Origin of the sequence: Streptococcus mitis, from assembly GCF_003943905.1 — a bacterium.
Classification (GTDB): domain Bacteria; phylum Bacillota; class Bacilli; order Lactobacillales; family Streptococcaceae; genus Streptococcus; species Streptococcus mitis_BC.
In genome coordinates this window covers 413571-427729 of sequence record NZ_RJNS01000001.1, presented here as the reverse complement: position 1 = coordinate 427729, position 14159 = coordinate 413571, and the positions used below count along the sequence as shown (strand labels likewise).

14 protein-coding genes are annotated in these 14159 nt (G+C 41.2%); 12 read left to right on the top strand and 2 right to left on the bottom strand.

Going from position 1 to position 14159, the window contains the following annotated elements; genetic code table 11:
• Window positions 1–115 precede the first annotated feature (115 nt).
• From rpsA to D8854_RS02105, 10 genes are all read left to right on the top strand, one after another.
• Window positions 116–1318 carry a 30S ribosomal protein S1 gene (gene rpsA, locus D8854_RS02150; RefSeq protein ID WP_001001617.1) on the top strand — a complete coding sequence of 401 codons (1203 nt, stop codon included), beginning with the start codon at window positions 116–118 and terminating at the stop codon, window positions 1316–1318.
• A gap of 82 nt (window positions 1319–1400) precedes the next feature.
• On the top strand, window positions 1401–1898 hold the full coding sequence (locus tag D8854_RS02145; RefSeq protein WP_125449326.1) for a GAF domain-containing protein: 498 nt from the start codon (window positions 1401–1403) through the stop codon (window positions 1896–1898).
• Window positions 1898–3556, top strand: coding sequence for a DNA polymerase III subunit gamma/tau (dnaX, locus tag D8854_RS02140; protein WP_125449324.1), 1659 nt, complete (start codon window positions 1898–1900; stop codon window positions 3554–3556). The genes D8854_RS02145 and dnaX overlap by 1 nt, the downstream gene beginning before the upstream one ends.
• A 27-nt stretch (window positions 3557–3583) precedes the next feature.
• Window positions 3584–3778: a DUF3272 family protein gene (locus D8854_RS02135; protein ID WP_001081605.1), complete on the top strand. Its 195-nt coding sequence runs from the start codon at window positions 3584–3586 to the stop codon at window positions 3776–3778.
• A 150-nt stretch (window positions 3779–3928) separates the two neighbouring features.
• Entirely contained in the window at window positions 3929–4699 is a 771-nt protein-coding gene (gene sufC / locus D8854_RS02130) for a Fe-S cluster assembly ATPase SufC (protein WP_000114489.1), read from the top strand.
• A 27-nt stretch (window positions 4700–4726) separates the two neighbouring features.
• Window positions 4727–5989 carry a Fe-S cluster assembly protein SufD gene (gene sufD / locus D8854_RS02125; RefSeq protein ID WP_125449322.1) on the top strand — a complete coding sequence of 421 codons (1263 nt, stop codon included), beginning with the start codon at window positions 4727–4729 and terminating at the stop codon, window positions 5987–5989.
• A 10-nt stretch (window positions 5990–5999) separates the two neighbouring features.
• A complete protein-coding gene (locus D8854_RS02120; protein ID WP_125449320.1) occupies window positions 6000–7226 on the top strand; it encodes a cysteine desulfurase in 1227 nt (408 codons plus the stop codon).
• A complete protein-coding gene (sufU, locus tag D8854_RS02115) occupies window positions 7213–7653 on the top strand; it encodes a Fe-S cluster assembly sulfur transfer protein SufU (protein WP_125449318.1) in 441 nt (146 codons plus the stop codon). The genes D8854_RS02120 and sufU overlap by 14 nt, the downstream gene beginning before the upstream one ends.
• Window positions 7654–7711: 58 nt before the next feature.
• Window positions 7712–9124, top strand: a complete 1413-nt coding sequence (gene sufB / locus D8854_RS02110) for a Fe-S cluster assembly protein SufB (protein WP_125449316.1) — start codon at window positions 7712–7714, stop codon at window positions 9122–9124.
• 125 nt (window positions 9125–9249) lie between these two features.
• The gene (locus D8854_RS02105; protein ID WP_125449314.1) at window positions 9250–10647 is read left to right on the top strand and encodes an APC family permease; all 1398 of its coding nucleotides are present in this window, start codon (window positions 9250–9252) and stop codon (window positions 10645–10647) included.
• A gap of 22 nt (window positions 10648–10669) precedes the next feature.
• Here D8854_RS02105 and D8854_RS02100 read toward each other — a convergent pair whose 3' ends face one another.
• Complete coding sequence (locus D8854_RS02100) at window positions 10670–11518, bottom strand: YitT family protein (protein WP_000619961.1); 849 nt, start codon at window positions 11516–11518, stop codon at window positions 10670–10672.
• Between the two features lie 143 nt (window positions 11519–11661).
• Here D8854_RS02100 and D8854_RS02095 point away from each other — a divergent pair, with 143 nt between their 5' ends.
• Window positions 11662–12498 carry a DegV family protein gene (locus D8854_RS02095; protein WP_125449312.1) on the top strand — a complete coding sequence of 279 codons (837 nt, stop codon included), beginning with the start codon at window positions 11662–11664 and terminating at the stop codon, window positions 12496–12498.
• Window positions 12499–12605: 107 nt separating this feature from the next.
• Complete coding sequence (locus D8854_RS02090) at window positions 12606–12881, top strand: HU family DNA-binding protein (protein ID WP_125449310.1); 276 nt, start codon at window positions 12606–12608, stop codon at window positions 12879–12881.
• Between the two features lie 130 nt (window positions 12882–13011).
• Here the strand turns inward: D8854_RS02090 and D8854_RS02085 are convergent, their stop codons facing one another.
• The gene (locus D8854_RS02085; RefSeq protein ID WP_125449308.1) at window positions 13012–13998 is read right to left on the bottom strand and encodes an L-lactate dehydrogenase; all 987 of its coding nucleotides are present in this window, start codon (window positions 13996–13998) and stop codon (window positions 13012–13014) included.
• Window positions 13999–14159 lie beyond the last annotated feature (161 nt).

The window sequence follows — 14159 nt, the reverse complement described above, 5'->3', positions numbered from 1 at the left end:
TTTATTTTTATAATTGAAAGACGTGAACGATATGAACATGTCTTTGCGGGTGCTTAGGAAAAAAATTATAAGTATGTCAAGTTTGGAAAAACTTGATTGTTGGAGGATTTTTTAGATGAACGAATTTGAAGATTTGCTAAATAGCGTTAGCCAAGTTGAGCCTGGTGATGTTGTTAGTGCTGAAGTATTGACAGTTGATGCGACTCAAGCTAACGTTGCAATCTCTGGGACTGGTGTTGAAGGTGTCTTGACTCTTCGCGAATTGACAAACGATCGCGATGCAGATATCAATGACTTTGTGAAAGTAGGAGAAGTATTGGATGTTCTTGTACTTCGTCAAGTAGTTGGTAAAGATACTGATACAGTTACATACCTTGTATCTAAAAAACGCCTTGAAGCTCGCAAAGCATGGGACAAACTTGTAGGACGCGAAGAAGAAGTTGTTACTGTTAAAGGAACTCGTGCCGTTAAAGGTGGACTTTCAGTAGAATTTGAAGGTGTTCGTGGATTCATCCCAGCTTCAATGTTGGATACTCGTTTCGTACGTAACACTGAGCGTTTCGTAGGTCAAGAATTTGATGCTAAAATCAAAGAAGTTGATCCTAAAGAAAACCGCTTCATCCTTTCACGTCGTGAAGTTGTTGAAGCAGCTACTGCAGCGGCTCGTGCTGAAGTATTCGGTAAATTGGCTGTTGGTGATGTCGTAACTGGTAAAGTTGCTCGTATCACTAGCTTTGGTGCTTTCATCGACCTTGGTGGTGTTGACGGATTGGTTCACTTGACTGAATTGTCACACGAACGTAACGTATCACCTAAATCAGTTGTAACTGTTGGTGAAGAAATCGAAGTGAAGATCCTTGATCTTAACGAAGAAGAAGGACGCGTATCACTTTCACTTAAAGCAACAACACCTGGACCATGGGATGGCGTTGAGCAAAAATTGGCTAAAGGTGATGTAGTAGAAGGAACAGTTAAACGTTTGACTGATTTCGGTGCATTTGTTGAAGTGTTGCCAGGTATCGATGGACTTGTTCACGTATCTCAAATTTCACACAAACGTATCGAAAATCCAAAAGAAGCTCTTACTGTTGGTCAAGAAGTTACTGTTAAAGTCCTTGATGTTAACGCTGACGCAGAACGTGTATCACTTTCTATCAAAGCTCTTGAAGAACGTCCAGCTCAAGAAGAAGGACAAAAAGAAGAAAAACGCGCTGCTCGTCCACGTCGTCCAAAACGTCAAGAAAAACGTGATTTCGAACTTCCAGAAACACAAACAGGATTCTCAATGGCTGACTTGTTCGGTGATATCGAACTTTAATCAAATTGATTATCGCAAAATCCTTTGTTTAAAACAAGGGATTTTTCTTTTGTCTCTTTCTCATTTTTGATATAATAGTTCTATGTTAGATTCAGAAAAACAATCACAATATCAATTGTTAAATGAGGAACTCTCTTACTTACTAGAAGGCGAGATCAATGTTCTTGCCAATCTTTCAAATGCTAGTGCCCTCCTAAAATCTCGCTTCCCCAATACTGTATTCTCAGGTTTTTATCTGTTTGATGGAAGTGAGTTGGTTTTAGGTCCTTTTCAGGGTGGAGTTTCTTGCATTCGCATTCCACTTGGAAAAGGCGTGTGTGGAGAAGCCGCTGAGTTTCAGGAGACTGTTTTAGTTGGCGATGTGAGCACCTATCCAAACTACATTTCTTGTGATAGTATGGCAAAGAGTGAAATCGTAGTTCCTATGCTTAAGAATGGGAGATTAGTTGGAGTCTTAGACTTGGATTCTTCTCTGATTGATGATTACAATGCTATTGATCGTGATTACTTGGAACAATTTGTCGCTATTTTGCTTGAGAAGACAGAATGGGACTTTACAATGTTTGAGGAGAAAGCCTAATGTATCAAGCACTTTATCGAAAATATAGAAGCCAGACTTTTTCACAACTGGTAGGACAAGAGGTTGTGGCAAAAACTCTAAGACAAGCGGTTGAGCAGGAAAAGATTAGTCACGCTTATCTTTTCTCAGGTCCTCGTGGAACTGGGAAAACCAGTGTGGCTAAGATTTTTGCCAAGGCTATGAACTGTCCGAACCAAGTGGACGGAGAACCATGTAATAACTGCTATATCTGTCAGGCTGTGACAGAAGGTAACTTAGAAGATGTTATCGAAATGGATGCGGCTTCGAATAACGGAGTTGATGAAATCCGAGAAATTCGTGATAAATCCACCTATGCTCCTAGTTTGGCACGTTATAAGGTCTACATTATCGACGAGGTTCATATGCTGTCTACGGGAGCCTTTAATGCGCTTTTGAAGACGCTTGAAGAGCCGACTCAGAATGTCGTCTTTATTTTGGCAACTACTGAATTGCACAAGATTCCAGCAACCATTTTATCTCGTGTTCAACGTTTTGAGTTTAAATCGATTCGAACGCAAGATATTAAGGACCATATCCAAACTATTTTGTCAAAAGAGAATATCAGTTCTGAACCAGAGGCTGTGGAAATAATTGCTAGACGGGCTGAAGGTGGAATGCGGGATGCCTTGTCTATTCTGGATCAAGCCTTGAGTTTGACGCAAGGGAATGCTTTAACGACAGCTATTTCTGAGGAGATTACAGGCACTATTAGTCTTTCAGCTCTAGATGACTATGTGGCCGCCTTGGCCCAACAGGATGTCCCAAAAGCACTCGATTCTTTGAATCTTTTGTTTGAAAATGGCAAGAGCATGACTCGTTTTGTGACGGATCTCTTGCAGTATTTGCGGGATCTACTGGTTGTTCAGACAGGTGGCGAAAATACTCATCATAGTCCAGTTTTTATGGCCAATCTAGCTCTTTCTCAGGAAAGTCTCTTTGAAATGATTCGAATAGCGACAGTGAGTTTAGCAGATATGAAGGCCAGCTTGCAACCCAAGATTTACGCTGAGATGATGACCATTCGTTTAGCTGAGATTAAGCCTGAATCTGCGGTTTCAGGAGCTGTTGAAAGTGAAATTTCTGCGCTGAGACAGGAAGTCGCTCGTCTCAAACAAGAACTTGCCAATGTTGGAACAGCGCCTAAACAAGTGGCACCAGTTCCTAGTCGTCCAGCCACTTCCAAGACAGTCTATCGAGTAGATCGTAATAAAGTTCAGTCTATTCTGCAAGAAGCTGTCGAAAATCCTGATTTGGCGCGACAAAACTTGATTCGCCTACAGAACGCATGGGGAGAAGTGATCGAAAGCTTAGCTGGTCCAGATAAGGCTCTTCTCGTTGGTTCTCAGCCAGTTGCAGCCAACGAACACCATGCTATTTTAGCCTTTGAGTCTAATTTCAATGCTGGTCAAACCATGAAAAGGGACAACCTCAATACCATGTTTGGCAATATTCTCAGCCAAGCAGCTGGATTTTCCCCTGAGATTCTGGCTATTTCCCTAGAGGAATGGAAAGAGGTTCGAGCAGCATTTTCAGCTAAAAACAAGTCTTCTCAAGCCGAGCAAGAGGTTGAAGAAGAGAGCCTGATTCCAGAAGGATTCGAATTTCTGGCTGATAAAGTCATGGTCGAAGAAGACTAAAAGTGGATTTCATGGTACAATAATCCTATGAATAGACAACAATTTATCATAATAGCATTATTCACGGCTGCTGAGACTTATTTTTTCAATGAATCTTTGATGACTGGTCGCTATGTTATGGCAGCTTTTTGGGCCATTCTACTCTTTCGAAATTTTAGGTTAAGTTACGTGATGGGGAAAATTGTAGACGCTATTGATCAACACTTAAACCGCAAGGATTAGCCCCCAGCTTCTAGACAAAATCAAAGCCTTTTGGGCTTTTTTTTGTTATACTAGTAGAGTATATTTATTGACCTTTTGTCCTATTTTTTAGGGATTGTAAGCAATTTCCTAAAGTATTGAGCAAAATGTTTGAAAAAGAAAGGAACTATCATGTCAGTATTAGAGATCAAAGATCTTCACGTTGAGATTGAAGGAAAAGAAATTTTAAAAGGAGTCAATCTGACTCTGAAAACAGGAGAAATCGCAGCTATCATGGGACCAAATGGTACTGGTAAATCGACTCTTTCTGCAGCTATTATGGGGAACCCTAACTATGAGGTTACCAAAGGTGAGGTCTTGTTTGATGGCGTAAACATCCTTGAGTTGGAAGTGGATGAGCGCGCTCGTATGGGACTTTTCCTTGCTATGCAATACCCATCAGAAATTCCTGGAATTACCAACGCTGAGTTTCTTCGTGCAGCCATGAATGCTGGCAAAGAAGATGATGAAAAGATTTCAGTTCGTGAATTTATCACTAAACTAGACGAGAAAATGGAATTGCTCAACATGAAAGAAGAAATGGCAGAGCGTTACCTCAACGAAGGTTTCTCAGGTGGTGAGAAAAAACGCAATGAAATTCTTCAACTCTTGATGTTGGAACCAACTTTTGCCCTTTTGGATGAGATTGACTCAGGTCTTGATATTGACGCCCTTAAAGTTGTATCGAAGGGTGTCAATGCCATGCGTGGTGAAGGCTTTGGGGCTATGATCATCACTCACTACCAACGTCTCTTGAACTACATCACACCAGACGTGGTACACGTAATGATGGAAGGTCGTGTGGTCCTTTCTGGTGGTCCAGAATTGGCTGCCCGTTTGGAGCGTGAAGGATACGCAAAACTAGCTGAAGAACTTGGCTACGACTACAAGGAAGAATTGTAATTCCCTCGTATCTTTTAGGAGAAGTAAATGTCTAAAGAAACTATTAAACTTTTTTCAGAAATGCACGCTGAACCAAGCTGGTTGGCTGACCTCCGTCAAAAAGCTTTTGATAAGATTGAGAGTTTGGAATTACCAGTCATTGAGCGTGTCAAATTTCACCGTTGGAATCTGGGAGATAGAACCATCACAGAAAGTGAACCTTCAGCAAATGTTCCTGACTTCACGGCTCTAGATAATCACTTGAAGTTGGTGCAAGTAGGAACGCAGACTGTTTTTGAACAAACTCCAGTTGAATTGGCTGAACAAGGAGTAATCTTTACAGACTTCCACTCAGCTTTAGAAGAAATTCCCGAACTTATCGAGGAATTCTTCATGTCATCTGTTAAGTATGACGATGACAAGTTGGCAGCCTACCATACAGCTTACTTTAACAGTGGTGCTGTTCTTTATATTCCAGATAATGTTGAGATTACAGAGCCAATCGAAGGAATTTTCTACCAAGACAGTGATAGCGATGTGCCATTTAACAAGCATATTATGATTATCGCTGGTAAAAATTCTAAAATAAGCTATCTTGAACGTCTAGAGTCACGAGGTGGAGGTAGTGCAAAAGCAACTGCCAATATCACGGTCGAAGTGATTGCTCGTTCTGGTGCGCAAGTGAAGTTTGCTGCTATTGACCGTTTAGGTGAAAATGTCACTGCCTACATTAGCCGTCGTGGTAAACTAGGCAACGATGCAAGCATTGACTGGGCGATTGGTGTCATGAATGAAGGAAATGTCGTTGCGGACTTTGATAGCGATTTGATTGGAAATGGTAGCCATGCTGACCTGAAAGTGGTAGCTCTTTCAAGTGGCCGTCAGGTGCAAGGGATTGACACTCGTGTGACTAACTATGGTTGCAACTCTATCGGAAATATCCTCCAGCATGGGGTTATCCTTGAAAAAGCAACCTTGACCTTCAACGGTATCGGTCACATCATCAAGGGTGCTAAGGGAGCAGATGCGCAACAAGAGAGTCGTGTTCTCATGCTTTCAGACCAAGCACGTTCAGATGCCAACCCAATCCTTTTGATTGATGAAAATGACGTAACTGCAGGTCACGCAGCCTCTATCGGTCAGGTGGATCCAGAAGATATGTACTACCTCATGAGCCGTGGCTTGGATAAGGCGACTGCTGAGCGTTTGGTTGTTCGCGGTTTCCTTGGCTCCGTAATTGTTGAGATTCCAGTCAAAGAAGTTCGTGATGAAATGATTGCAACTATCGAAGAAAAATTGTCAAAACGCTAAGGGGAAGCCTATGTTAGATGTAGAAGCGATTCGCAAGGATTTTCCAATTTTAGACCAGATTGTCAACGATGAACCTCTGGTCTATCTGGACAATGCCGCGACGACACAAAAACCACTAGCAGTTCTGGAAACAATCAACCGCTACTATGAGCAGGACAATGCCAATGTTCACCGTGGTGTTCATACCTTGGCTGAGCGAGCAACAGCATCCTATGAAGCCGCTCGTGAAACCATTCGTAAGTTTATCAATGCAGGCTCTACAAAGGAAGTTCTCTTTACCAGAGGAACGACAACCAGTCTTAACTGGGTAGCTCGCTTTGCTGAGGAAGTTCTGACTGAGGGTGACCAAGTCTTGATTTCTGTCATGGAACATCATTCCAATATCATTCCATGGCAGGAGGCTTGTCGAAAGACTGGGGCAGAGCTTGTTTATGTCTATCTCAAGGACGGAGCCCTCGATATGGATGATTTGAGTTCTAAACTGAATGACAAAGTTAAATTTGTCTCCCTAGCTCACTCCTCCAATGTTCTTGGTGTGGTCAATCCTATCAAGGAAATCACTCAAATGGCTCATGAAGTTGGAGCCATCATGGTAGTGGATGGAGCTCAATCTACGCCTCATATGAAGATTGATGTTCAGGACTTGGATGTGGACTTCTTTGCCTTTTCAGGTCACAAGATGGCTGGTCCGACTGGTATCGGTGTGCTTTATGGCAAAGAAAAGTATCTTGAGCAAATGTCACCAGTTGAATTTGGTGGTGAGATGATTGATTTCGTCTACGAACAATCTGCTAGTTGGAAGGAATTGCCTTGGAAATTTGAGGCTGGGACACCCAATATGGCAGGAGCTATTGGACTTGCAGCTGCAGTGGATTATCTAGAAAACATTGGCATGGATGCGATTGAAGCTCATGAACAGGAACTGATTGCATACGTCTTTCCAAAATTGCAGGCTATTGAAGGTTTGACTATTTATGGTTCGCAGGATTTGGCTCAACGTTCAGGTGTTATTGCCTTTAACCTAGGTGATCTTCATCCCCATGACCTAGCTACAGCACTGGATTATGAAGGAGTGGCTGTTCGCGCTGGTCATCATTGCGCCCAACCTTTGCTCCAATATTTGGAAGTCCCAGCAACAGCTCGTGCAAGTTTTTATATCTACAATACTAAGGCGGATTGTGACAAACTAGTTGATGCCTTACAAAAGACAAAGGAGTTTTTCAATGGCACTTTCTAAACTAGATAGCCTTTATATGGCAGTGGTGGCAGACCATTCGAAAAATCCACATCACCAAGGGAAGCTGGAAGATGCTGAGCAAATCAGCCTCAATAATCCAACCTGTGGGGATGTCATCAACCTCTCTGTCAAGTTTGACACAGAGGACCGTTTGGAAGATATTGCTTTTCTAAATTCAGGATGCACGATTTCAACTGCTTCTGCTAGTATGATGACAGATGCCGTTTTAGGGAAGACCAAGCAAGAAATTCTAGAACTTGCAACCATCTTTTCTGAAATGGTTCAAGGGCAAAAAGATGATCGTCAAGACCAACTCGGGGATGGCGCCTTCTTGTCAGGTGTTGCCAAATTCCCGCAACGGATCAAATGTGCGACTCTGGCTTGGAATGCCCTTAAGAAAACAATTGAAGATCAAGAGAACAAGTAAGACAAGTTTCTTTTGTCTTATTAAGTCAGTAGAAATGAAGAATGAAAGAAAGGATATTATGGCTGAAGAAAGAGTAGAACCAAAACCAATTGATCTTGGTGAATATAAATTTGGTTTCCATGATGATGTAGAGCCTGTCCTATCGACAGGAAAAGGACTCAACGAAGGTGTCATTCGTGAACTATCAGCTGCTAAGGGAGAACCTGAGTGGATGTTAGAATTCCGTTTGAAGTCTTATGAAACCTTTAAAAAAATGCCCATGCAAACTTGGGGAGCAGACTTGTCAGAGATTGACTTTGATGATTTGATCTACTACCAAAAACCATCTGACAAACCAGCCCGTTCTTGGGATGATGTACCTGAAAAGATTAAAGAAACCTTTGAACGTATCGGTATTCCAGAAGCTGAACGTGCTTATCTAGCAGGAGTCTCTGCCCAGTACGAGTCGGAAGTGGTTTACCATAACATGAAAGAAGAATTTGAGAAGTTAGGTATTATCTTTACAGATACGGATTCTGCCCTCAAGGAATACCCAGACTTGTTTAAACAATACTTTGCTAAGTTGGTACCGCCGACAGATAACAAGTTGGCAGCCCTCAACTCAGCAGTATGGTCGGGTGGAACTTTTATCTACGTACCAAAAGGTGTCAAGGTTGATATTCCGCTTCAAACTTATTTCCGTATCAACAACGAAAATACAGGTCAGTTTGAACGTACCTTGATTATCGTTGACGAGGGAGCAAGTGTCCACTACGTAGAAGGATGTACAGCACCAACTTATTCAAGCAATAGCTTGCACGCTGCCATTGTAGAAATTTTCGCTTTGGACGGAGCTTATATGCGTTATACGACTATTCAGAACTGGTCTGATAATGTCTATAACTTGGTAACGAAACGTGCCAAAGCCTTGAAAGATGCTACTGTTGAGTGGATTGATGGAAACTTGGGTGCCAAAACAACCATGAAATACCCATCTGTTTATCTAGATGGAGAAGGAGCGCGTGGTACCATGCTCTCTATCGCCTTTGCCAATGCTGGGCAACACCAAGACACGGGTGCCAAGATGATCCACAACGCACCGCATACAAGCTCGTCTATCGTTTCTAAATCCATCGCTAAAGGCGGAGGGAAGGTTGACTACCGTGGACAAGTAACCTTTAACAAGAACTCTAAGAAATCTGTTTCTCACATCGAGTGTGATACCATTATCATGGATGACTTATCAGCGTCAGATACCATTCCTTTTAATGAAATTCACAACTCACAAGTTGCTTTGGAGCACGAAGCCAAAGTATCTAAGATTTCAGAAGAACAACTATACTACCTCATGAGTCGTGGTTTGTCAGAATCTGAAGCTACTGAGATGATCGTTATGGGATTTGTCGAACCCTTCACAAAAGAACTTCCAATGGAATACGCAGTTGAGCTGAACCGCTTGATTAGCTATGAAATGGAAGGGTCTGTTGGGTAAGAATATGCAAAATCTGAACAGGAATCCTTCCTGTTCAGATTTTTTTCAAAAAAGAACCTAATAAATATTCACAAAAGTGCTTTTATATGGTAAAATAAAACAATTACATTTAGTGGAGATGAAGTATGAATATTTTTAGAACCAAGGATGTTAGTCTGAGACAGACAGAGATGCGTCGCCATTTGAAATTGTGGGATTTGATTCTATTGGGAATCGGTGCCATGGTAGGGACGGGGATTTTCACCATTACAGGAACAGCAGCGGCTACTCTAGCTGGTCCCTCACTAGTGATTTCCATTGTGATTTCTGCCTTATGTGTTTCTTTATCAGCTCTCTTTTTTGCAGAATTTGCCTCTCGTGTACCTGCAACTGGAGGTACTTATAGTTATCTCTATGCGATTTTAGGAGAATTGCCAGCCTGGATTGCTGGCTGGTTGACCATCATGGAATTCATGACAGCTGTTTCAGGTGTGGCGTCTGGCTGGGCAGCTTACTTTAAGGGCTTACTCAGTGATTATGGTATCTCCATGCCCCAAGCCTTAAATGGCACCTTCAACCCTGAACAAGGGACCTATATCGACCTTCTACCTATTTTGGTGCTGACCTTGGTAACAGGATTGGTTTTATTAAATTCCAAGGCAGCCTTACGCTTTAATTCGCTTCTAGTAATCTTGAAATTCTCTGCTCTAGCCTTATTTATCCTAGTTGGTATTTGGTACATCAAACCTGAAAATTGGTCGAATTTTGCTCCTTTTGGCTTTGGCCAGATTTATGGAGGAAGCACTGGGATTATGGCAGGTGCATCTTTGATGTTCTTTGGATTTCTCGGATTTGAGTCTATTTCCATGGCAGTTGATGAAATCCAAAGCCCGCAAAAAAATATTCCTCGTGGAATTGTCCTTTCTCTGACAATCGTCACCATTCTCTATGCCTTGGTAACCTTAGTATTGACAGGGATTGTTCACTACAGTAAGCTCAATGTGGACGATGCAGTAGCATTTTCATTACGGAGTATTGGTATCGGTTGGGCAGCTAACTATGTTTCGCTTGTAGCCATTCTAACCCTGATAACGGTATGTATTTCCATGACTTATGCTTTGTCTCGAATGATATATAGCTTAGCACGTGATGGACTTTTACCTCAAAGTTTCAAACAACTAAGCAAGACCAGTCGCGTTCCCAAAAATGCGACCCTCTTAACAGGAGTTGTTTCAGCCCTTGCTGCCGGAGTGTTTCCTCTAGCCAGTATTGCAGCCTTCCTAAATATCTGTACGCTAGCTTATCTCATTTTACTAGCCTACGGAATAATAAAACTCAGAAAAGATAAGGGTATGCCCCAAAAAGGAGAGTTTAAAACTCCTTTGGTGCCACTTTTGCCAATCCTTTCCATCCTTATCTGTGTTTCCTTTATGCTTCAATATAGTCTAGATACCTGGATTGCCTTTGGCATTGCTCTTGTAGTTGGTCTAGTCATCTACTTTACTTATGGTTATCATCATTCAACCCTCACAGAAGAAAAATAAAAGCTGGGAATTCCCAGCTTTTTTAATCTTTCACATAAGTAAATCCTTCACCCAGAATTTCATGAGCCTCAGTGATGGTTATAAAGGCTTGAGGGTCGATTTTGTGAATCATATCTTTCATTTTTACGATTTCGTTTCGACCGACGATACAGTAGATAATTTTTAAATCCTTTTTGCTGTAGTATCCTTGACCAGATATAAAGGTAACGCCACGGCCAAGTTCCTCATTAATCTTATCAGCCAGTTGGTCAGGATATTGAGTAATGATGATAAATCCTTTGCCAGCGTAACCCCCTTCGCCAATAAGGTCAATAACGCGAGCGATGATAAAGTCAAACAAGAGGGTATAGGTAACTAGACGAAGATCCTGGAAGATAATCAAAATCAACATTAGGATAAAAAAGTCAATCCCAAAGAGCAATTTCCCAATCGAAATATTGGTGTATTTGTTGAGGATACGGGCAACGATATCAGAACCACCAGTGGTTCCACCAGCATTAAAGATAATTCCTAAACCAACCCCCAGTAAGACTCCTGAGACCAAAGCGACAATGATGAGATCCCCTTGCAAGTCGATGTGCAAAGGAATACGCTCAAAAATTGCTAGCCAAACGGAAAGTGAAATAGATCCTAAAAGACTGGAGTAGAGGGTCTTAGGTCCAAATATTTTCCAAGCTAGGATAAATAAAGGGATATTAATCAAGAGATTCATCAATGAGACAGGGATTTTAAAAAGATAGTAGGTAATCAAGGTGATACCTGTCGCCCCTCCCTCAAATAGATGATAAGGAACAACAAAGTAGGTGAGACCAAAGGCATAGATAGCTGCTCCAAATATAATCGTAATAATCGGTTGAACTTTTCGAATCATAGCTGTTCCTCGCTTTTCTATAGATAGATTATACCAAAAATTCAGTTTTTTTAATTGGATTACTTATGATTTTTTATCATTTTTTTGATATAATAAGAGTGAAAAATCCCAATCCTATTGAGAAGAATAGAAAGATTGAACTTATGACACAAGTAAAAATTGTAACGGACTCTTCTGTTACTATCGAACCAGAAGTAGTTAAAGAATTAAATATCACTATTGTCCCCTTATCAGTTATGATTGATGGCGTACTCTACTCAGATGCTGATCTAAAAGAGGGGGAATTCCTTCATCTCATGCAACAAAGCAAGAATCTCCCTAAAACGAGTCAACCACCTGTGGGAGTGTTTGCTGAAGTCTTTGAAGAGCTGGGAAAAGATGGCAGTCAGGTTGTTGCTATTCATATGTCTCATGCCTTGTCTGGAACGGTTGAAGCTGCTCGCCAAGGCGCAAGTCTCTCAAGTTCAGATGTAACTGTTATTGATAGTTCCTTTACAGATCAGGCTATGAAGTTTCAAGTTGTTGAAGCTTCAAAACTTGCTAAAGAGGGTAAAGATTTAGAAACTATTCTAGCACATATAGAAGAAGTGAAGAATCACACAGAGCTTTATATCGGTGTTTCGACTCTAGAAAACCTAGTGAAAGGTGGGCGTATTGGACGTGTAACGGGACTATTAAGCTCACTATTAAATATTCGTGTAGTGATGCAGATGAAAAACCACGAACTCCAACCAATCGTTAAGGGGCGCGGTGCTAAGACATTTAAAAAATGGCTTGATGAGCTAGCCGAGACCCTTTCTCATAAATCGGTTGCAGAGATTGGAATTTCCTACGCTGGTACCAATGAATGGGCCAATGAGATGAAAAGTGTTTTACAAACTTATGTTGAAAAACCAATCTCAGTACTGGAAACAGGCTCCATCATTCAAACCCACACAGGTGAAAATGCGTGGGCTGTCTTGGTTCGATATCATTCCTAAAAAAATAGAGAAAAATCGTTAGAAATAGCGTTTTTGACTTGACCTGTGGGCAATTTTAGGATATGATTATATTTGTTAATTAGAAATTATTTGGAGGAATTATTAACATGGCAAACAAACAAGATTTGATCGCTAAAGTAGCAGAAGCTACAGAATTGACTAAGAAAGATTCAGCAGCAGCAGTTGACGCTGTATTTGCAGCAGTAACTGAATACCTTGCAGCTGGTGAAAAAGTTCAATTGATCGGTTTTGGTNACTTTGAAGTTCGTGAGCGTGCTGCACGTAAAGGTCGCAACCCACAAACTGGTAAAGAAATCAAAATCGCAGCTTCTAAAGTTCCAGCATTCAAAGCTGGTAAAGCTCTTAAAGATGCTGTTAAATAATGAATTTAGAAAAAGCCTATTGTATCAAGCTTTCTAGCTTGGTCGATAGGCTTTTTTGTTTTGGAAAATATGATGTTATCGTTCTGTGCAAAAAGAAAAAGGCTCCCATGAAATGAGAACCTTCTTTTAATTAGTTTTTAGAAGCTGCTTGGAATTCAGGGTTTTTCCATGCTTCATCAATGATAGCTTGCAATTCTTTAGCAGATGCTTGCATTTTTTGAGTTTCAGCGTCGTTCAATGGGATGTTTACTGGACGAACGATACCGTGTGCACCAACAACCGCTGGTTGACCGATAAAGACGTTTTTAACTCCGTATTGACCTTCTTGGAAGACTGAAAGTGGAAGTACTGCATTTTCGTCATCAAGGATTGCTTTTGTGATACGAGCAAGCGCTACGGCGATACCGTAGTATGTAGCTCCTTTTTTGTTGATGATTGTGTAGGCAGCGTCACGAACACCTTCGAACAATTCAATCAATTCAGCTTCTTGAACGTGTTGAGTGTCTTTAAGGAATTCTTCAAGGTTTACACCAGCGATGTTGGCATGTGACCAAACAGCGAATTCAGAATCTCCGTGTTCACCCATGATGTAGGCGTGAACTGAACGAGCATCAACATCCAATTTTTCAGCAAGTGCTTGACGGAAACGAGCTGAGTCAAGTGAAGTACCTGAACCGATAACACGTTCTTTAGGGAATCCAGAGAATTTCCAAGTTGAGTAAGTCAAAACGTCAACTGGGTTAGCTGCAACAAGGAAGATACCATCAAAACCTGATTCAACAACTTGTGTTACGATTGATTTGTTGATAGCCAAGTTTTTACCTACAAGGTCAAGACGAGTTTCACCTGGTTTTTGAGGAGCACCTGCAGTGATAACAACAAGGTCAGCGTCTGCACAGTCAGAGTATTGAGCAGCGTAGATTTTTTTAGGTGAAGTGAAGGCAAGGGCGTGACTAAGGTCAAGCGCATCACCAACAGCTTTTTCGTGTAATTGTGGAATTTCGATAATTCCAAGCTCTTGTGCAATTCCTTGGTTAACAAGTGCGAAAGCGTAAGATGAACCTACGGCACCGTCACCAACAAGGATCACTTTTTTGTGTTGTTTAGTTGAAGTCATTATCTAAACATCTCCTTCATTTTTTTTAGGGGAATCCCCAGACACTTTCATTCTATCACTTTTAAAAAGCTTTGTCACGAATATTCTATTCGGTTATCAATGTAAACGTTTTAGTAGTTTCAGATGCCTGAAATAAAGGACATTTTATGGTATAATATATC

Bases quoted from the DNA above. Each gene is read 5' to 3' on its own strand.
- rpsA (WP_001001617.1), top strand. From the start codon at position 116: ATGAACGAATTTGAAGATTTGCTAAATAGCGTTAGCCAAGTTGAGCCT.
- D8854_RS02145 (WP_125449326.1), top strand. From the start codon at position 1,401: ATGTTAGATTCAGAAAAACAATCACAATATCAATTGTTAAATGAGGAA.
- dnaX (WP_125449324.1), top strand. From the start codon at position 1,898: ATGTATCAAGCACTTTATCGAAAATATAGAAGCCAGACTTTTTCACAA.
- D8854_RS02135 (WP_001081605.1), top strand. From the start codon at position 3,584: ATGAATAGACAACAATTTATCATAATAGCATTATTCACGGCTGCTGAG.
- sufC (WP_000114489.1), top strand. From the start codon at position 3,929: ATGTCAGTATTAGAGATCAAAGATCTTCACGTTGAGATTGAAGGAAAA.
- sufD (WP_125449322.1), top strand. From the start codon at position 4,727: ATGTCTAAAGAAACTATTAAACTTTTTTCAGAAATGCACGCTGAACCA.
- D8854_RS02120 (WP_125449320.1), top strand. From the start codon at position 6,000: ATGTTAGATGTAGAAGCGATTCGCAAGGATTTTCCAATTTTAGACCAG.
- sufU (WP_125449318.1), top strand. From the start codon at position 7,213: ATGGCACTTTCTAAACTAGATAGCCTTTATATGGCAGTGGTGGCAGAC.
- sufB (WP_125449316.1), top strand. From the start codon at position 7,712: ATGGCTGAAGAAAGAGTAGAACCAAAACCAATTGATCTTGGTGAATAT.
- D8854_RS02105 (WP_125449314.1), top strand. From the start codon at position 9,250: ATGAATATTTTTAGAACCAAGGATGTTAGTCTGAGACAGACAGAGATG.
- D8854_RS02100 (WP_000619961.1), bottom strand. From the start codon at position 11,518: ATGATTCGAAAAGTTCAACCGATTATTACGATTATATTTGGAGCAGCT.
- D8854_RS02095 (WP_125449312.1), top strand. From the start codon at position 11,662: ATGACACAAGTAAAAATTGTAACGGACTCTTCTGTTACTATCGAACCA.
- D8854_RS02085 (WP_125449308.1), bottom strand. From the start codon at position 13,998: ATGACTTCAACTAAACAACACAAAAAAGTGATCCTTGTTGGTGACGGT.